Below are 18401 nucleotides of genomic sequence, written 5' to 3'. Positions count from 1 at the left end.
GGCTTCGCCCAGAGCGCGGGCCTGATCCTGGGTGGTTCGATCAGCCAGAGCAACTTCCTGGGTACCGGTAACAAGGTGTCCGTCGGCCTGACCCGTTCGGAATACCAGACCCGCTACAACTTCGGCTTCGTGGACCCCTACTTCACTGCCGATGGCGTCAGCCTGGGCTACAACGCGTTCTACCGTAGCACCGACTACGACGACCTTGACGTCGACGTGGCCAGCTATGCGGTGGACAGCTTCGGTGCCGGCGTGAGCCTTGGCTACCCGATCAGCGAAACGTCGCGCCTGACCTATGGCCTGAGCGTGCAGCAGGACAAGATCAAGACCGGTAAGTACACCGTTGACGAGATCTTCGACTTCCTTGACCAGGAAGGCGATAACTTCCTGAACTTCAAGGCATCGATCGGCTGGTCCGAATCGACCCTGAACAAAGGTGTGCTGGCTACCCGTGGTCACTCGCAAAGCCTTACCCTGGAATCCACCATTCCGGGTAGCGACCTGTCGTTCTTCAAGCTCGACTACCGCGGCCAGCTGTTCAAGCCGATTACCAACGACTACACCCTGCGCCTGCACACTGAACTGGGTTATGGTGATGGTTACGGCAGCACCTCCGGCCTGCCGTTCTACGAGAACTACTTCGCGGGTGGCTTCAACTCCGTTCGCGGCTTCAAGGACAGCAGCCTGGGCCCACGCAGTACCCCTAGTATTGGTGAGGCCGCGGGCGGCAAGCCAGGTACCATCGCCGACCCGGACCAGGATCCGTTGCCGTTTGGTGGTAACGTGCTGGTGCAAGGCGGTGTCGAGTTGCTGTTCCCGCTGCCGTTCGTCAAGGACCAGCGCTCGCTGCGCACTTCCGTGTTCTGGGACGTGGGTAACGTGTTCGACACCAATTGCGGCAACAAGCCAGATTGCGAGAAGGTCGGTTTCTCGGGCATGGCCAGTTCGGTCGGCCTGGGTGTGACCTGGATCACCGCGCTGGGCCCGCTGAGCTTCAGCCTGGCAATGCCGGTGAAGAAGCCGGACGATGCCGATACCCAGGTGTTCCAATTCTCTCTGGGCCAGACCTTCTAAGGTCGGCCCTTGCTTAATGACAACGGTTTATCCAGGAGTGCATCGTGCGTAAATTGGCTCAACTGGCCGTAGTGGCCGCGGCGCTGGTCGCCACCCCGGCATTCGCCGAAATGAAGGTAGCCGTTCTGAACTATCAGATGGCCCTGCTCGAATCGGATGCCGCCAAGAAATACGCGGTGGATGCCGAGAAGAAGTTCGGCCCGCAACTGACCAAGCTGAAAAGCCTGGAAAGCAGCGCCAAGGGCATCCAGGATCGCCTGATCAAGGGCGGCGACAAGATGCAGCAGCAGGAGCGTGAGCGCCTGGAGCTGGAATTCAAGCAAAAGGCCCGTGACTTCCAGTTCCAGTCCAAGGAGCTGAACGAAGCCAAGGCCGTTGCCGACCGCGACATGCTCAAGCAGCTGAAGCCGAAGCTGGATGGCGCCGTCGAGGAAGTGATCAAGAAGGGCGGTTTCGACCTGGTCCTCGAGCGTGGTGCGGTCATCGATGTCAAACCTCAGTACGACATCACCCGCCAGGTCATCGAGCGCATGAACCAAGCCCGTTGATATGAGTGTGACCATGACGCTAGGCCAGCTGGCCGAGGCCCTCGGTGCCACCCTCAAGGGGCCCGAGGCGTTGCAGATTACCGGGCTGGCCACCTTGCAGGAGGCAGGCCCCGGTCAATTGAGCTTCCTCGCCAACCCGCAGTACCGCAAATACCTGGATAACTGCCAGGCAGGTGCGGTATTGCTCAAGGCTACGGATGCCGAAAGTTTCGCTGGCAATGCCCTGATCGTGGCCGACCCATACCAGGCGTATGCGCGTATTTCCCACCTGTTCGACCCCAAACCCAAGGCTGTGGCGGGAATCCATCCCAGCGCCGTGGTGGCTGAGGACGCGCAGGTGCACGCCAGCGCCAGTATCGGGCCGTTCGCGGTTGTCGAAAGCGGTGCGCGCATCGAGGCTGACGTCAGCATCGGCGCACATTGCTTCATCGGTGCGCGTTGCGTTGTAGGCGAAGGCGGCTGGCTGGCGCCGCGGGTGACCTTGTATCACGACGTCACCATCGGCAAGCGCGTGGTCATCCAGTCGGGTGCCGTGATCGGCGGCGAAGGCTTCGGCTTTGCCAATGAGAAAGGCATCTGGCGCAAGATCGCCCAGATTGGCGGCGTCACCATTGGTGATGACGTGGAAATCGGTGTCAATACAGCCGTCGACCGTGGCGCGCTGTCCGACACGCGGATCGGTGACGGGGTAAAACTCGACAACCAGATCCAGATCGCCCACAACGTGCAGATCGGTGACCACACGGCCATGGCCGCTTGCGTGGGCATTTCCGGCAGTACGCGCATCGGCAAGCATTGCATGCTGGCCGGCGGCGTAGGCCTGGTTGGGCACATTGATATTTGCGATAACGTATTTGTTTCCGGGATGACCATGGTAACCCGTTCGATCACTGAACCCGGTTCCTATTCATCCGGCACAGCCATGCAGCCTTTGGCTGACTGGCGCAAGAGCGCTGCGCGTATCCGTCAGCTGGATGACATGGCCAAGCGCCTCCAGCAGCTGGAAAAACGCGTCGATACCGTGACCTCAGGTGGCCTGCCGACATCAGAAGGCTGATACCATTCCCTGAGCAAGAGTGAACAGTCGCTAGCTGGCTCCTCTTTTGGATTGCAAAAGGAGCGTGTGGTCAGCACCTGCGCTCCCTATTCTTATTACAGGCTTCCCCCCCGAAATGATGGACATCAACGAGATTCGCGAATACCTGCCTCACCGCTACCCGTTCCTGCTGGTGGACCGGGTGACGGATCTGGACTTCGAGGCCCAGAGCATTCGTGCCTACAAGAATGTCAGCATCAACGAGCCGTTCTTCAACGGCCATTTCCCGGCGCACCCGATCATGCCCGGCGTGCTGATCATCGAGGCAATGGCCCAGGCGGCCGGGATTCTCGGTTTCAAGATGCTCGACGCCAAGCCGGCTGATGGCACCCTGTACTACTTTGTCGGTTCCGACAAGCTGCGCTTCCGCCAGCCGGTACTGCCGGGCGACCAGCTGGTGCTGGAAGCCAAATTCATCAGCCGCAAGCGCATGATCTGGAAGTTCGAATGCCGTGCACTGGTTGACGGCAAGGCCGTCTGCTCGGCAGAAATCACTTGCGCGGAACAGTCCCTATGAATTCGATTGACCCTCGGGCCATTATCGATCCATCGGCCAAGCTGGCCGATGGCGTCGAGGTCGGCCCTTGGTCGATTGTTGGCCCCGATGTGGAAATCGGGGAGGGCACGGTTATCGGCCCGCATGTTGTGCTCAAAGGCCCGACCCGCATCGGCAAGCACAACCGGATCTTCCAGTTTTCCTCTATCGGTGAAGACACCCCGGACCTCAAGTACAAGGGTGAACCGACGCGCCTGGTGATCGGCGACCACAATGTGTTCCGGGAAGGGGTGACCATTCACCGTGGTACCGTTCAGGACCGTGCGGAAACCACAGTGGGTGACCACAACCTGATCATGGCCTATGCCCATATTGGTCACGACAGTGTCATCGGCAACCACTGCATCCTGGTCAACAACACGGCGCTGGCCGGCCATGTGCACGTGGGCGACTGGGCGATCCTGTCCGGCTACACCCTGGTGCACCAGTACTGCCATATCGGCGCCCACGCGTTTTCCGGCATGGGCACGGCAATCGGCAAGGACGTCCCGGCGTTCGTCACCGTGTTCGGCAGCCCGGCCGAAGCCCGCAGCATGAACTTCGAGGGCATGCGCCGCCGCGGTTTCAGCGACGAAGTGATCCACGTGCTGCGTCGTTGCTACAAGATTGTCTACCGTCAGGGCCTGACCGTTGAAGACGCGCTCAAGGAACTGGCCGAAATGGCCGCGCAACATCCTGAGGTCGAACTGTTCCGTCAGTCGATCGTGAACTCCGCCCGCGGCATCACCCGCTGACATGGCCCAGCTTTGCGTAGCCTTGGTCGCAGGTGAGGCCAGCGGCGATATTCTGGGCTCAGGCTTGATGCGTGCCCTCAGGGCTCGTCACCCCGACGTACGTTTCATTGGCGTTGGCGGCCCGCTGATGGAAGCCGAGGGCCTGCAATCGTACTTTCCCATGGAGCGCCTGGCCGTCATGGGCCTGGTCGAAGTGCTGGGGCGCCTGCGCGAGCTGCTCAAGCGCCGCAAGCTGCTTATCCAGACGCTGATCGACGAAAAGCCGGATGTCTTCATCGGCATCGACGCCCCGGACTTCACCCTCAACATCGAACTGAAACTGCGTCAGGTCGGTATCAAGACCGTGCACTACGTCAGCCCGTCGGTCTGGGCCTGGCGGCAAAAGCGCGTGCTGAAAATTCGTGAAGGCTGCGACCTGATGCTGACACTGCTGCCGTTCGAGGCGCGGTTCTACGAAGAGCAGGGTGTGCCGGTGCGCTTTGTCGGTCACCCGCTGGCCGACACAATCCCGCTTGAGGCAGACCGCCCGGCCGCACGTGCAGCGCTAGGGCTGGGCGAGGGGCCGGTGGTGGCCCTGATGCCGGGCAGCCGGGGAGGCGAAGTAGGGCGCCTGGGGGCGTTGTTCCTCGATGCCGCCGAGCATTTGCGCCAGCAGGTGCCGGGCGTGCGCTTCGTGCTGCCATGCGCCAACGCCGCACGGCGCGCCCAGGTCGAGCAGATGCTCGAAGGGCGTGAATTGCCATTGACCCTGCTTGACGGCCAGTCTCACCAGGCCTTGGCGGCCTGTGATGCGGTGCTGATCGCGTCGGGCACTGCCACCCTGGAGGCGCTGTTGTACAAGCGTCCAATGGTGGTCGCCTACCGCCTTGCGCCGTTGACCTACTGGATCCTCAAACGCCTGGTGAAGAGCCCCTACGTGTCCTTGCCTAACCTGCTTGCCCAGCGCGAGCTGGTGCCCGAGTTGCTGCAAGACGCTGCTACCAGCGAAGCCTTGGCCAACACCCTTGCGCCGCTGGTGCGCGATGGCAGCCAGCAGACCGAGCGTTTCGACGAAATTCATCGCACCCTGCGCCGTGACGCCTCCAACCAGGCGGCGCAAGCGATACTGGCCTTGCTCAAGGACCGCTGACATGCAAATTGGACTGGACTTCAACCTGGTCGAAGACCTGGTTGCCGGCGTTGACGAAGTGGGCCGCGGCCCGCTGTGCGGCGCAGTGGTGACGGCGGCGGTGATCCTCGATCCCGCACGCCCGATCCTCGGGCTGAACGATTCGAAGAAGCTCACCGAAGCCAAACGCGAGGCGTTGTTCGACGAGATCTGCGAAAAGGCCTTGAGCTTCTGCATCGCCCGTGCCGAGGTCGAGGAAATCGACCGCCTGAACATCCTGCAGGCCACCATGCTGGCCATGCAGCGTGCGGTGGAAGGCCTGCACATTACGCCCAAGCTTGCCTTGATCGATGGCAACCGCTGCCCCAGGCTGGCGGTGCCGGCGTCGCCGGTGGTCAAAGGCGATAGCCAGGTGCCGGCCATCGCGGCTGCTTCGATCCTGGCCAAGGTGACCCGTGACCGCGAGATGAGCGCCTTCGAGCTGATCTACCCAGGGTATGGCATGGGTGGGCACAAGGGCTACCCGACTCCGGTGCACCTTGAAGCCCTGGCGCGGCTTGGGCCGACGCCCATTCATCGGCGTTCCTTTGCCCCGGTGCGGGCGGCCTGGGAAGCTCGCGAAGGCGTCACCGACTCCCTGATCTGACCCTGGGGGCCGCTTTGCGGCCCGATCGCGACACAAGGCCGCTCCTACAGGCGTTACGCGATCCCCTGTAGGAGCGGCCTTGTGTCGCGATCGGGCTGCAAAGCAGCCCCAAAACCCCCGCGCAATTAAGCTACAATCCCGCCCTTGTCGTTCGCCACTGCTACAGGATCTTCCATGTCGGTTCCCTTCGTTCACCTGCGCGTCCACTCCGAATTCTCGCTGGTCGACGGCCTGGTGCGGATCAAACCGCTGGCCAAGGCGCTGGCGGGGATGAACATGCCGGCGGTGGCGATCACCGACCAGAGCAACATGTGCTCGCTGGTGAAGTTCTACAAGACTGCCATGGGCGCCGGCATCAAGCCGATCTGCGGTGCCGACCTGTGGCTGGCCGGTGCCGACCCGGAAGCGCCGTTGTCGCGTATCTGCTTCCTGGCCATGAACCCAACCGGCTACCGCAACCTCACCGAGTTGATTTCGCGGGGCTGGACCGACGGCCAGCGCAATGGCTTGGTGATCCTCCAGCGTGAATGGATCGCCCCAGCCAGCGAGGGCCTGATTGCCCTGTCAGCCGGAAAGGAAGGCGACATCGGCATGGCCTTGCTGGCCGGCCGGGACGATGAAGCCCAGTCCCTGCTGCAAGACTGGATGGGCATGTTCCCCGAGCGCTTCTACGTCGAAGTGCAGCGCACCAACCGTGCCCGGGACGAAGAGTACGTGCACGCGGCGGTAGCGCTGGCCGACACATTCGGCGCACCGCTGGTGGCCACCAACGACGTGCGTTTCGTCAAGCAAGCTGACTTCGACGCTCACGAAACCCGCGTGTGCATCGGCGAGGGCTGGACCCTCGACGACCCGCGCCGCCCGCGTGGCTACAGCGACCAGCAGTACCTGAAGTCGGCCGAGGAAATGGCCGAACTGTTCAGCGACCTGCCCGACGCCATCGCCAACACCGTCGAAATCGCCAAGCGCTGCAATATCCAGGTACAGCTGGGCAAATACTTCCTGCCTGACTTCCCAACGCCCAACGGCATGGGCATCGATGACTACCTGCGGCATGTGTCCCACGAAGGCCTGGAAGAGCGCCTGGCGGTGCTGTGGCCGAAAGACACCACGCCCAATTACGAAGAAAAGCGCCAGGTCTACCTGGACCGCCTGAAGTTCGAGCTGGACATCATCATCCAGATGGGCTTCCCCGGTTACTTCCTGATCGTTATGGACTTCATCAAGTGGGCCAAGAACAACGACGTGCCGGTAGGCCCGGGGCGTGGTTCGGGTGCCGGTTCGCTGGTGGCCTACGTGCTGAAGATCACCGACCTCGACCCGCTGGCCTATGACCTGCTGTTCGAGCGCTTCCTCAACCCTGAACGTGTTTCCATGCCCGACTTCGACGTCGACTTCTGCATGGACGGCCGTGACCGGGTGATCGACTACGTGGCCGAGGCCTATGGCCGCAACGCGGTGAGCCAGATCATCACCTTCGGCACCATGGCCGCCAAGGCGGTGGTGCGTGACGTGGCGCGGGTGCAGGGCAAGTCCTACGGCCTGGCCGACCGCCTGTCGAAGATGATCCCGTTCGAAGTGGGCATGACCCTGGAGAAAGCCTACGAGCAGGAAGAAATCCTGCGCGACTTCCTCAAGGGTGACGAAGACGCCCGCGAAATCTGGGACATGGCCCTGAAGCTGGAAGGTGTGACCCGGGGTACCGGCAAGCACGCCGGTGGTGTGGTTATCGCCCCGACCAAGCTTACCGACTTCTCGCCGATCGCCTGTGACGAAGAGGGCGGCGGCCTGGTAACCCAGTTCGACAAGGATGACGTCGAGGCGGCCGGCCTGGTGAAGTTCGACTTCCTTGGCCTGCGTACGCTCACCATCATCAAGTGGGCGATGGAGATCATCAACCGCGAGCAGGCCAAGAACAACCTGCCCGACCTCAACATCGACTTCATTCCGCTGGACGACCGCAAGACCTACGAGCTGCTGCAAAAGGCCGAGACCACGGCGGTGTTCCAGCTTGAATCGCGCGGCATGAAGGAGCTGATCAAGAAGCTCAAGCCCGACTGCCTGGAAGACCTGATCGCACTGGTGGCGCTGTTCCGCCCGGGCCCGCTGCAATCGGGCATGGTGGACGACTTCATCAACCGCAAGCACGGCCGCGCCGAGCTGGCTTACCCGCACTCCGACTACCAGTATGAAGGCCTCAAGCCGGTACTGGCGCCGACCTACGGCATCATCCTGTACCAGGAACAGGTGATGCAGATTGCCCAGGTCATGGCGGGCTATACCCTGGGCGGCGCCGACATGCTGCGCCGGGCGATGGGTAAGAAAAAGCCCGAGGAAATGGCCAAGCAGCGCGGCGGTTTCATCGAGGGTTGCGTCGCCAACAATATCGACGCGGACCTGGCCGGTAACATCTTCGACCTGGTAGAGAAGTTCGCCGGCTACGGCTTCAACAAATCCCACTCCGCCGCCTATGGCCTGGTGTCGTACCAGACCGCCTGGCTGAAAACCCACTACCCGGCGCCGTTCATGGCCGCGGTACTGTCGGCGGACATGCACAACACCGACAAGGTGGTGGTGTTGGTCGAGGAAGTACGCAGCATGAAGCTGCGGCTCGACGCGCCGGACGTGAACTTCTCCGACTTCAAGTTCACCGTGAACAACGATGGCCGTATCGTCTATGGCCTGGGTGCGATCAAGGGCGTCGGCGAAGGCCCGGTGGAGGCCATCGTCGAAGCCCGAGCCCAGGGCGGGCCGTTCAAGGACCTGTTCGATTTCTGTGAACGCATCGACCTCAAACGGGTCAACAAGCGAACCCTTGATGCGTTGGTGCGCAGCGGGGCGCTGGACCGCCTGGGCCCGCACTTCCATGACGAGATCAAGGCCTACCAGGCCAACATCGACATCAACCGGGCGACCTTGCTCTCGGCACTGGGCGAAGCCATCAAGGCTGCCGAGCAGGCCGCGCATACCGCTGACAGTGGCCATGTCGACCTGTTCGGCAGCATGTTCGACGCCGTGGATGTGGATGTTTACGCCAACCACCGCAAGGTGCGCGAACTGACCCTGAAGGAGCGCCTGAAGGGCGAGAAGGACACCCTGGGCTTGTACCTCACCGGTCACCCGATCGACGAATACGAGACCGAGATCCGCCGTTTTGCCCGCCAGCGCATCATCGACCTCAAGCCGTCCCGCGAAACCCAGACCATCGCCGGCATGATCATTGCCCTACGGGTGATGAAGAACAAGAAGGGCGACAAGATGGGCTTCATTACCCTGGATGACCGCTCCGGGCGTATCGAGGCCTCGCTGTTTGCCGATGCCTACATCGCGGCACAGTCCTTGCTGCAGAACGATGCCATGGTGGTGGTCGAGGGCGAGGTCAGCAACGACGACTTCTCCGGTGGCCTGCGCCTGCGGGTGAAGCAGGTGATGACCATGGAAGACGCGCGTACCAAGCTGGCCGAAAGCCTGCGCCTGAAGGTGGCACACGAAGCGCTCAAGGGTGACCGCCTGAAGTGGCTGGGTGAACTGATCACCCGCCATCGTGGTGCTTGCCCTATCACCCTGGAATACACCGGCAGCGACGCCAAGGCCATGCTGCAGTTCGGTGAGCAGTGGTCGATCGACCCGGCCGATGGGCTGATTCAGGCGCTGCGTGACCAGTTCGGCCGTGAGAACGTCTTCCTGCAATATCGTTGAACCGACAAAAATTTAATCTCGACCTGAATGCGCCTGATCCCTTAAGGTAGGGCGCCAAACGGATCAACCGGCCGGCCGCCTGGCCGTAGACCCAAGACGGATGACTATGAACCCGAATTTTCTCGATTTCGAACAGCCGATTGCCGACCTGCAAGCCAAGATCGAAGGCCTGCGCCTGGTAGGCAACGACAACTCGCTGAACATCAGCGATGAAATTGCCCGTCTGCAAGACAAGAGCAACACCCTGACCGAAAGCATCTTCGGCAACCTGACCAGCTGGCAGATCGCCCGCCTGGCCCGTCACCCGCGTCGTCCTTACACCCTGGACTACCTGGAGCACATCTTCACCGAGTTCGAAGAGCTCCACGGTGACCGCCACTTCTCCGACGACGCCGCTATCGTGGGCGGTACCGCACGCCTGGACGGCAAGCCGGTCATGGTCATCGGCCACCAGAAGGGCCGTGAAGTGCGCGAGAAGGTACGCCGCAACTTCGGCATGCCGCGCCCGGAAGGCTACCGCAAGGCCTGCCGCCTGATGGAAATGGCCGAGCGCTTCAAGATGCCGATCCTGACCTTCATCGACACCCCGGGTGCCTACCCAGGCATCGACGCCGAAGAGCGCAACCAGAGCGAAGCCATTGCCTGGAACCTGCGTGTGATGGCACGCCTGAAAACCCCGATCATCGCCACTGTGATTGGCGAGGGTGGTTCCGGCGGTGCGCTGGCCATCGGTGTGTGCGACCAGCTGAACATGCTGCAGTACTCCACCTACTCGGTGATCTCGCCGGAAGGCTGCGCTTCGATCCTGTGGAAGACTGCCGACAAGGCAGCTGACGCGGCCGAGGCCATGGGCATTACTGCCGATCGCCTGAAGAGCCTGAACATTGTCGACAAGGTCATCCCGGAGCCGCTGGGCGGCGCCCACCGTGACCCGGCGAAGATGTCGGAAAGCATCCGTGCTGACCTCGTGCAGCAGCTGGACATGCTCGGCAAGTTCGATAACGACGCGCTGCTGGCCCGCCGTTACGAGCGCCTGATGAGCTACGGCCTCTGATTCGGATTTGCCCCGGGGGCCGCTTTGCGGCCCTGTCGCGACACAAGGCCGCTCCTACAGGCGACCGCGTTTCCCTGTAGGAGCGGCCTTGTGTCGCGAAAGGGGTGCAAAGCACCCCCGGCAATCTCAAGCCAAGTGAGGAGCAGATGATCAACCTCACCCCCTGGCTCAACGCCCCGACCTGGTACATCGCCTTCTCCGGCGGCCTCGATTCCACCGTCCTCCTGCACCTGCTGGCCGATCACGCCCGCAACCACGCCTCACCCCCGCTGCGCGCCATCCACATCCACCACGGCCTGCAACCCGCCGCTGATGCCTGGCCTGCCCATTGCCAAGCCATCTGCGACGACCTAGGCATCGAACTCCAGGTCACCCACGTCCAGGTCACCGCCGGCGCCAGCCTCGAACAGGCCGCCCGCGACGCCCGCTATGACGCCTTCAGGCAAGCCCTTGGCCCAGGCGATATCCTGTTCACCGGCCAGCACCGCGACGACCAGGCCGAGACCCTGCTGTTTCGCCTGCTGCGCGGCGCCGGCCTGCGCGGCCTGGCCGCCATGCCGGGGCAGCGGGCATTGGGGCAGGGGATTCTGGCCAGGCCGTTGCTGGGCTGTTGCCGGCAACAGTTGCAGGGCTACGCCAAGGTCCACGGGCTGCGCTGGATCGAAGACCCGTCAAACGCCGACACACAATTTGCCCGCAATTACCTGCGCAGCGACGTGTTCCCGCGCTTGCAGCAGCGTTGGCCGCAGGCCACCCAGAACTTCGCCCGTGCCGCAGATCATCTGGGCGAGGCACTGGGCCTGCTGGACGAGCTGGCACAGGCCGACCTGGCGCTTGCAGGGGGGGGGGCGCCCGTTGCCTGGCCGGGGCTGGACTCCCTCGACCTGGCCGCCCTGATGGCCCTGTCGCCGGCCCGTCAGCGCAATGCCCTGCAATACTGGCTGAGCCAGCGCACCCGCCTGCCCGACACCCGGCATTGGGCTGGTTGGGCGGACCTGCGTGATGCCGGCGCCGATGCCCAGCCGGTCTGGCGGTTGGCCGATGGGCAACTGCTGCGCAGCCACGGGCGTATCTGGTGGTTGAGTGGCGACTGGCTGCAGCCGCCCGCTGGTCAACTGGCCTGGGTCGATACAAGCCTGCCTTTGCAGCTGCCCGGCAACGGCAGCGTGCGTCTTGTTGGCGCAGCACCGCAGGGCGGGTTGCGCATTGCCTACCGCCAGGGCGGCGAAGTTGTCGAGCTTGCCGGCCGCGGCCGACGCGACCTCAAGCGCCTGCTCAACGAGCAACAGGTGCCGCATTTCCTGCGCCCGCGCCTGCCGCTGCTGTACCAGGGCGAGCGCCTGCTGGCGGTGGCCAACCTGCCCGGGCTGGTACAGGCTGATTGCCAGCTGCATTGGCAATTGCCGACGAGCGCACAAGGTTTGAGCTGAAGGGTACATTCCGGTAGACTACCCTCCCTTCTTGATACAACTTCTGTGGGTTCCGCGAAAACACAGCAGTTGCCGATTACCAAGCAGTTTTTTGCTGGGCTGATTCTGAAAATGACGAGCGAGCTCCATGCCGGGGATAACCCTGGTCTGTACAGACGCGGCAGTTTTTTGAGATGCACTGTGATTGACGCAGGTGATCGGGGGCTTCGGCCTTCCTTCGCTTTCTCCGGCGGCCCAGGCCGCCTTAACGCAGACTTCTAGGGTTTTTCATGACGCGCTACATATTCGTCACGGGCGGTGTTGTTTCTTCATTGGGGAAAGGCATTGCCTCGGCTTCCCTGGCGGCCATCCTGGAAGCGCGGGGCCTGAAGGTCACCATGCTCAAGCTGGATCCGTACATCAACGTCGATCCGGGCACCATGAGCCCGTTCCAGCACGGTGAGGTGTTCGTCACCCACGATGGCGCCGAGACCGACCTCGACCTGGGCCACTACGAGCGGTTCATCCGCACCACGATGACCCAGAACAACAACTTCACCACCGGCCGTATCTACGAGCACGTGCTGCGCAAAGAGCGTCGTGGTGATTACCTGGGCGCGACCATCCAGGTCATCCCGCACATCACCGACGAAATCAAGCGTCGCATCATCAAGGGCGCCGGCGATGCCGACGTGGCCCTGGTGGAAATCGGCGGTACCGTGGGTGACATCGAGTCGCAGCCGTTCCTCGAGGCGATTCGCCAGCTGCGCGTCGAAGTGGGCTCCAAGCGCGCCATGCTGATGCACCTGACCCTGGTCCCGTACATCGCCACCGCTGGCGAGACCAAGACCAAGCCGACCCAGCACTCGGTCAAGGAGCTGCGCTCCATCGGCCTGCAGCCTGACGTGCTGATCTGCCGCTCCGATCACCCGGTCGATGCTTCGTCGCGTCGCAAGATCGCGCTGTTCACCAACGTTGAAGAGCGTGCGGTGATTTCGCTGGAAGACGTCGACACCATCTACAAGATCCCGGGCGTGCTGCACGCACAGGGCCTGGACGACTTCGTCGTCGAGCGCTTCGGCCTGCAGTGCAACAGCGCCGACCTGTCCGAGTGGGACAAAGTGGTCGATGCCAAGCTCAACCCGGAGCAGGAAGTGACCATCGCCATGGTCGGCAAGTACATGGAGCTGCTGGACGCTTACAAATCGCTGATCGAAGCGATGAGCCACGCCGGCATCACCAACCGTACCAAGGTCAACCTGCGTTACATCGACTCGGAAGACATCGAGAACCAGGGCACCAGCCTGCTCGAAGGCGCCGACGCCATCCTGGTGCCGGGCGGTTTCGGCCTGCGCGGCGTTGAAGGCAAGATCACTGCGGTGCAATACGCCCGTGAGAACAAGGTGCCGTACCTGGGTATCTGCCTGGGCATGCAGGTTGCCGTTATCGAATTCGCCCGTAACGTGTTGGGCTGGAAAGACGCCAACTCCACCGAATTCGACCGCAACAGCGGCCACCCTGTGGTCGGCCTGATCACCGAATGGGCCGACGCCACCGGTGCCGTCGAAACCCGCACCGAGGCTTCCGACCTGGGTGGCACCATGCGCCTGGGCGCACAGGACTGCCAGCTGATTGCCGGTTCCAAGGTGCACGACTGCTACGGCAAGGACGTGATCACCGAGCGTCACCGTCATCGCTACGAAGTGAACAACAACCTGCTGCCGCAACTGGTCGACGGCGGCCTGGTGGTTTCCGGCCGTTCCGAAGACGGCGCACTGGTAGAAGTGGTCGAGTCCAAGGACCACCCATGGTTCGTCGCCTGCCAGTTCCACCCGGAATTCACCTCGACTCCGCGTGACGGCCACCCGCTGTTCAGTGGCTTCGTCAAGGCAGCCCTGGCTCAGAAGAACAAGGCCTGATCAATGACCCAGAAGATCATTCGCGTCGGTAACATCGAGATCGCCAACGACAAGCCGTTCGTCCTGTTCGGCGGCATGAACGTCCTGGAATCCCGTGACCTGGCAATGAAGGTCTGCGAGGAATATGTGCGGGTTACCGAGAAGCTCGGTATCCCGTACGTGTTCAAGGCCAGCTTCGACAAGGCCAACCGTTCGTCGGTGACGTCTTATCGTGGCCCGGGCATGGAAGAAGGGCTGAAGATCTTCGAAGAGATCAAGCGCACCTTCAACGTGCCGGTAATCACCGATGTGCACGAGCCTTACCAGTGCGAGCCGGTGGCCAAGGTGTGCGACATCATCCAGTTGCCGGCCTTCCTGTCGCGCCAGACCGACCTGGTTGTCGCGATGGCCAAGACAGGCGCTGTGATCAACATCAAGAAGGCGCAGTTCCTGGCGCCGCACGAAATGAAGCACATCCTCGCCAAGTGCGTCGAGGCCGGCAACGACCAGCTCATCCTGTGTGAGCGCGGTTCGAGCTTTGGCTACAACAACCTGGTGGTGGACATGCTCGGCTTCGGGATCATGAAGCAGTTCGAGTACCCGGTGTTCTTCGATGTGACCCACGCCCTGCAAACGCCGGGTGGTCGCGCCGATTCCGCCGGTGGCCGCCGTGCCCAGGTCACCGACCTGGCCAAGGCCGGCATGAGCCAAGGCCTGGCCGGCCTGTTCCTCGAAGCCCACCCCGATCCGGACAACGCCAAATGCGATGGTCCATGCGCCTTGCGCCTGGACAAACTGGAGCCATTCCTGGCCCAGCTCAAGCAACTGGACGACCTGGTGAAAAGTTTTCCGACGGTAGAAACCGCGTAAAGCTCATTTCTCGGGTAAAGTACCGCCCGATCCACCCCTGACCAATCGGTCAGGGGCTCCCTTCACCCGGCCTGCCCACTGCAAGTCCGCCCGGTGAACGGCAAGAATTTCTTAAGCTAAGTTGTTTTCGTCAATTCTGGAGTGCTTACAACAATGGCAAAAATCGTCGACATCAAAGGTCGTGAAGTTCTCGATTCGCGTGGCAACCCCACCGTGGAAGCCGATGTACTGCTCGACAACGGCATCATCGGCAGCGCTTGCGCGCCGTCCGGTGCTTCCACCGGCTCGCGCGAAGCGCTGGAGCTGCGTGATGGCGACAAGAGCCGTTACCTGGGCAAGGGCGTGCTGAAGGCCGTCGCCAACATCAACGGCCCGATCCGTGACCTGCTGCTGGGCAAGGACCCTTCCGACCAGAAGGCCCTGGACCACGCCATGATCGAACTGGACGGTACCGAGAACAAGGCCAAGCTGGGCGCCAACGCCATCCTGGCGGTTTCCCTGGCTGCTGCCAAGGCTGCTGCCCAGGACCAGGACCTGCCGCTGTACGCGCACATCGCCAACCTGAACGGCACCCCGGGCCAGTACTCGATGCCGGTTCCGATGATGAACATCATCAACGGTGGCGAGCACGCCGACAACAACGTCGACATCCAGGAGTTCATGGTTCAGCCGGTTGGCGCCAAGACCTTCTCCGACGGCCTGCGCATGGGTACCGAAATCTTCCACCACCTCAAAGCCGTGCTGAAGGCCCGTGGCCTGAACACTGCCGTAGGTGACGAAGGTGGCTTCGCCCCTAACCTGGCTTCCAACGAAGACGCCCTGGGCGCCATCGCCGAAGCGGTCGAGAAGGCCGGCTACAAGCTGGGCACCGACGTGACCCTGGCCCTGGACTGCGCGGCTTCCGAATTCTACGAAGACGGCAAGTACAACCTGTCCGGTGAAGGCAAGTCGTTCGACGCCGAAGGTTTCGCTGACTACCTGAAAGGCCTGACCGAGCGCTTCCCGATCATCTCGATCGAAGATGGCCTGGACGAGTCCGACTGGGCTGGCTGGAAGATCCTCACCGACAAGATCGGTGAAAAGGTACAGCTGGTGGGCGACGACCTGTTCGTGACCAACACCAAGATCCTCAAGGAAGGCATCGAGAAGGGCATCGGTAACTCGATCCTGATCAAGTTCAACCAGATCGGCTCGCTGACCGAAACCCTGGAAGCCATCCAGATGGCCAAGGCTGCCGGCTACACCGCAGTCATCTCGCACCGTTCCGGTGAAACCGAAGACTCGACCATTGCCGACCTGGCTGTAGGTACCGCTGCCGGCCAGATCAAGACCGGTTCGCTGTGCCGTTCCGACCGCGTTTCCAAGTACAACCAGCTGCTGCGCATCGAAGAGCAACTGGGCGCCAAAGCGGTATACCGTGGTCGTGCCGAGTTTCGCGGCTAAGCAAGAGATGGTAAAAAGACAGTAGCCGGAGTTGTAGGAACGTTCGTACTGATCTTTCCTTCATTCCAACGGGTTTCTGTCAACGAAGCCTGGCCTCGGCCAGGCTTCGTGCTATTCGAGGCCCCGATGTAACAAATACGCGGCAGCCTTTTCAACCTGGATAACGTGATGCGCAGTCCCTATTGGGTGTTCCTCGTTCTGCTCCTGCTGCTGGGTGGCCTGCAGTACCGCCTGTGGGTGGGTAATGGCAGCCTGGCGCAAGTGACCGAACTGAAGCAGCAGATTGACGAGCAGCATGCCGAGAACGAGCGCTTGCTTGAGCGTAACCGCGTGCTCGATGCCGAAGTGCTGGAGCTGAAAAAAGGCATGGAGACCGTTGAAGAGCGGGCTCGCCACGAATTGGGAATGGTCAAAGAGGGCGAAACCCTCTTCCAGTTGCCACAGAAATGATCGATACCTTACCGGCCTTCTGGGCCGTGATTCCTGCTGCGGGCGTAGGTGCCCGCATGGCTGCCGACCGACCCAAGCAATACCTGGAGCTGGCCGGGCAGACCCTTCTCGAGCATAGCCTCGACTGTTTTCTTGGCCACCCGTCGCTCAAGGGTGTGGTGGTCAGCATTGCCGAAGATGACCCGTACTGGCCGGCCCTGCGTTGCGCCGGCAACCCGCGTATCCAGCGTGCGGCGGGCGGGCGTGAGCGAGCCGACTCGGTGCTCAACGCCTTGCTGTTGCTGCATGCCCAAGGGGCGTCGGACAGCGACTGGGTGCTGGTGCACGATGCCGCACGGCCAAACCTTGCGCGCAGCGACCTGGACAAGTTGTTGTCGGAGCTGGCGGACGACCCGGTGGGTGGCCTGCTGGCCGTGCCGGCGCGTGACACGCTCAAACGTGCCGACAGCAATGGCCGGGTGAGCGCTACCGTGGACCGCAGCACCATCTGGCAGGCCTATACGCCGCAGATGTTCCGCCTGGGGGCCCTGCATCGGGCGCTGGCTGAGTGCCTGGTGTCGGATGTGGTGGTAACCGATGAGGCCTCGGCCATTGAGTGGTCCGGCCAGGCGCCGCGGCTGGTCGAAGGGCGCAGTGACAATATCAAAGTGACCCGGCCTGAGGATTTGGAGTGGTTGCGCCAGCGCTGGTCAGGTAGGCGCTGAAACCGTCGGGACCGCTGCGCGGTCCTTTCGCGACACAAGGCCGCTCCTACAGCAGACCGCAATCCCCTGTAGGAGTGGCCTTGTGTCGCGAAAGGGCGCGCAGCGGCCCCAGCTTTCCATCAGGCCAACCGGTACTCCGGCAACCCCGCCAACCCTTCCTTCAGGTAATCCACCAACCGCCGCACTTTCGGCGACAAATGCCGCTGCTGCGGGTACAACGCCCACACCGCCGTATTCGGCGGCTGATGCCCCTCCAGCAACGACACCAGCGCACCACTGTGCAGGTGCTCCAGCACGTAATAGTCCGGCAGCTGGCACAGCCCGATCCCCAGCAGCGCCGCATCCAGCACCGCCTGCCCGCTGTTGCAGCGCCAGTTGCCCTGTACCCGCTGGCTGATCTCGCGCCCGTCCTGCTGCAACGCCCACAAATCCGAACTACCCACCAGGCAGTTGTGCCGCGCCAGTTCCGACAGGCTGTGCGGCCGGCCATAACGTTCCAGGTAAGCCGGCGAGGCACACAGGTACATGCGCCGCGGCGCCAGGCGGGTGGCCACCAGCCGCGAGTCGGCCAGCCGGCCCAGGCGGATGGCCAGGTCCATGCCTTCATGCAGCAGGTCGAGGGTGTGGTTGCTCAACTCCACATCCACCCGCAACTGTGGGTATAGCGCCATGAACCTTGTCACCAGCGGCACGATGAAACGCTCGCCGTAAGCCACCGCGCAGGTCATGCGCAACAGCCCTTTGGGCTCGCTGGCCAGGTCGCCCATGGCGCGCAGGGCTTCCTCGCGGCCATCCTGCAAGCGCTGGCAATGCTGCAAAAAGGTCTGCCCGGCCTCGCTCAGGGTTACCCGGCGTGTGCTGCGGTACAGCAGGCGAGTCTGCAAGCGCTCCTCAAGCCTGGCGATCTGCCGGCTGATGTGCGACGACGAAACCCCCAGGCGCTCGGCGGCTGCCGTGAACTGGCCTGATTCGGCCACGGCGACGAATTCGTCGATGCCTTCCCAGCGGCTGCTCATGGATTATCCCTGTGTAGCAATAATGTTTTGTCTTCGGCCGGATTATTCATCAAAACGCAGTGAATTACACTGCCAGACTGAATCGACCCTCTGTCT

General features: G+C 62.4%; 16 protein-coding genes. 15 read left to right on the top strand and 1 reads right to left on the bottom strand.

Annotated elements, in window-relative coordinates:
• The 15 genes from bamA to ispD all read left to right on the top strand — a co-directional run.
• Window positions 1-1074 (top strand): outer membrane protein assembly factor BamA (gene bamA / locus ACQKPZ_RS24005; protein ID WP_427542958.1); only part of this gene is annotated, 1074 nt, incomplete at its 5' end.
• Between the two features lie 44 nt (window positions 1075-1118).
• Window positions 1119-1622: an OmpH family outer membrane protein gene (locus ACQKPZ_RS24000; protein ID WP_012270843.1), complete on the top strand. Its 504-nt coding sequence runs from the start codon at window positions 1119-1121 to the stop codon at window positions 1620-1622.
• A gap of 1 nt (window position 1623) precedes the next feature.
• Window positions 1624-2679 (top strand): UDP-3-O-(3-hydroxymyristoyl)glucosamine N-acyltransferase, encoded by a 1056-nt coding sequence (gene lpxD / locus ACQKPZ_RS23995; protein WP_391130120.1) that lies wholly within the window; start codon window positions 1624-1626, stop codon window positions 2677-2679.
• A 115-nt stretch (window positions 2680-2794) separates the two neighbouring features.
• A complete protein-coding gene (gene fabZ, locus ACQKPZ_RS23990) occupies window positions 2795-3235 on the top strand; it encodes a 3-hydroxyacyl-ACP dehydratase FabZ (protein ID WP_125465208.1) in 441 nt (146 codons plus the stop codon).
• The gene (gene lpxA / locus ACQKPZ_RS23985; protein ID WP_391130117.1) at window positions 3232-4008 is read left to right on the top strand and encodes an acyl-ACP--UDP-N-acetylglucosamine O-acyltransferase; all 777 of its coding nucleotides are present in this window, start codon (window positions 3232-3234) and stop codon (window positions 4006-4008) included. The genes fabZ and lpxA overlap by 4 nt, the downstream gene beginning before the upstream one ends.
• Before the next feature lies 1 nt (window position 4009).
• Entirely contained in the window at window positions 4010-5137 is a 1128-nt protein-coding gene (lpxB, locus tag ACQKPZ_RS23980) for a lipid-A-disaccharide synthase (RefSeq protein ID WP_427542955.1), read from the top strand.
• A 1-nt stretch (window position 5138) separates the two neighbouring features.
• A complete protein-coding gene (gene rnhB, locus ACQKPZ_RS23975) occupies window positions 5139-5762 on the top strand; it encodes a ribonuclease HII (RefSeq protein ID WP_427542952.1) in 624 nt (207 codons plus the stop codon).
• Between the two features lie 174 nt (window positions 5763-5936).
• Entirely contained in the window at window positions 5937-9461 is a 3525-nt protein-coding gene (dnaE, locus tag ACQKPZ_RS23970; protein WP_427542949.1) for a DNA polymerase III subunit alpha, read from the top strand.
• Between the two features lie 106 nt (window positions 9462-9567).
• On the top strand, window positions 9568-10515 hold the full coding sequence (locus tag ACQKPZ_RS23965) for an acetyl-CoA carboxylase carboxyltransferase subunit alpha (RefSeq protein ID WP_391130105.1): 948 nt from the start codon (window positions 9568-9570) through the stop codon (window positions 10513-10515).
• A 146-nt stretch (window positions 10516-10661) separates the two neighbouring features.
• Window positions 10662-11945, top strand: a complete 1284-nt coding sequence (gene tilS, locus ACQKPZ_RS23960) for a tRNA lysidine(34) synthetase TilS (RefSeq protein ID WP_427542946.1) — start codon at window positions 10662-10664, stop codon at window positions 11943-11945.
• 269 nt (window positions 11946-12214) lie between these two features.
• Window positions 12215-13843 (top strand): CTP synthase, encoded by a 1629-nt coding sequence (locus ACQKPZ_RS23955; RefSeq protein ID WP_391130099.1) that lies wholly within the window; start codon window positions 12215-12217, stop codon window positions 13841-13843.
• Window positions 13844-13846: 3 nt separating this feature from the next.
• The gene (gene kdsA / locus ACQKPZ_RS23950) at window positions 13847-14692 is read left to right on the top strand and encodes a 3-deoxy-8-phosphooctulonate synthase (protein WP_060497316.1); all 846 of its coding nucleotides are present in this window, start codon (window positions 13847-13849) and stop codon (window positions 14690-14692) included.
• A gap of 153 nt (window positions 14693-14845) precedes the next feature.
• A complete protein-coding gene (gene eno, locus ACQKPZ_RS23945; RefSeq protein WP_391130095.1) occupies window positions 14846-16135 on the top strand; it encodes a phosphopyruvate hydratase in 1290 nt (429 codons plus the stop codon).
• 168 nt (window positions 16136-16303) lie between these two features.
• The gene (gene ftsB, locus ACQKPZ_RS23940) at window positions 16304-16585 is read left to right on the top strand and encodes a cell division protein FtsB (protein WP_016712918.1); all 282 of its coding nucleotides are present in this window, start codon (window positions 16304-16306) and stop codon (window positions 16583-16585) included.
• On the top strand, window positions 16582-17289 hold the full coding sequence (gene ispD, locus ACQKPZ_RS23935; RefSeq protein ID WP_427542943.1) for a 2-C-methyl-D-erythritol 4-phosphate cytidylyltransferase: 708 nt from the start codon (window positions 16582-16584) through the stop codon (window positions 17287-17289). The genes ftsB and ispD overlap by 4 nt, the downstream gene beginning before the upstream one ends.
• Before the next feature lie 119 nt (window positions 17290-17408).
• Here the strand turns inward: ispD and ACQKPZ_RS23930 are convergent, their stop codons facing one another.
• Window positions 17409-18305 carry a LysR substrate-binding domain-containing protein gene (locus ACQKPZ_RS23930; RefSeq protein WP_427542940.1) on the bottom strand — a complete coding sequence of 299 codons (897 nt, stop codon included), beginning with the start codon at window positions 18303-18305 and terminating at the stop codon, window positions 17409-17411.
• Window positions 18306-18401: the final 96 nt, after the last annotated feature.

Origin of the sequence: Pseudomonas sp. NPDC089547 (assembly GCF_050280665.1) — a bacterium.
Lineage (GTDB): Bacteria > Pseudomonadota > Gammaproteobacteria > Pseudomonadales > Pseudomonadaceae > Aquipseudomonas.
Note: the sequence above shows the minus strand (reverse complement) of the source record. Positions and strands in the feature narration are given on the sequence as shown.

Coding starts and splice junctions, on each gene's coding strand:
- dnaE (WP_427542949.1), top strand. CDS start 5,937: ATGTCGGTTCCCTTCGTTCACCTGCGCGTCCACTCCGAATTCTCGCTG.
- tilS (WP_427542946.1), top strand. CDS start 10,662: ATGATCAACCTCACCCCCTGGCTCAACGCCCCGACCTGGTACATCGCC.
- fabZ (WP_125465208.1), top strand. CDS start 2,795: ATGATGGACATCAACGAGATTCGCGAATACCTGCCTCACCGCTACCCG.
- ACQKPZ_RS23965 (WP_391130105.1), top strand. CDS start 9,568: ATGAACCCGAATTTTCTCGATTTCGAACAGCCGATTGCCGACCTGCAA.
- lpxB (WP_427542955.1), top strand. CDS start 4,010: ATGGCCCAGCTTTGCGTAGCCTTGGTCGCAGGTGAGGCCAGCGGCGAT.
- kdsA (WP_060497316.1), top strand. CDS start 13,847: ATGACCCAGAAGATCATTCGCGTCGGTAACATCGAGATCGCCAACGAC.
- rnhB (WP_427542952.1), top strand. CDS start 5,139: ATGCAAATTGGACTGGACTTCAACCTGGTCGAAGACCTGGTTGCCGGC.
- ftsB (WP_016712918.1), top strand. CDS start 16,304: ATGCGCAGTCCCTATTGGGTGTTCCTCGTTCTGCTCCTGCTGCTGGGT.
- lpxD (WP_391130120.1), top strand. CDS start 1,624: ATGAGTGTGACCATGACGCTAGGCCAGCTGGCCGAGGCCCTCGGTGCC.
- ACQKPZ_RS23955 (WP_391130099.1), top strand. CDS start 12,215: ATGACGCGCTACATATTCGTCACGGGCGGTGTTGTTTCTTCATTGGGG.
- lpxA (WP_391130117.1), top strand. CDS start 3,232: ATGAATTCGATTGACCCTCGGGCCATTATCGATCCATCGGCCAAGCTG.
- ispD (WP_427542943.1), top strand. CDS start 16,582: ATGATCGATACCTTACCGGCCTTCTGGGCCGTGATTCCTGCTGCGGGC.
- ACQKPZ_RS23930 (WP_427542940.1), bottom strand. CDS start 18,305: ATGAGCAGCCGCTGGGAAGGCATCGACGAATTCGTCGCCGTGGCCGAA.
- eno (WP_391130095.1), top strand. CDS start 14,846: ATGGCAAAAATCGTCGACATCAAAGGTCGTGAAGTTCTCGATTCGCGT.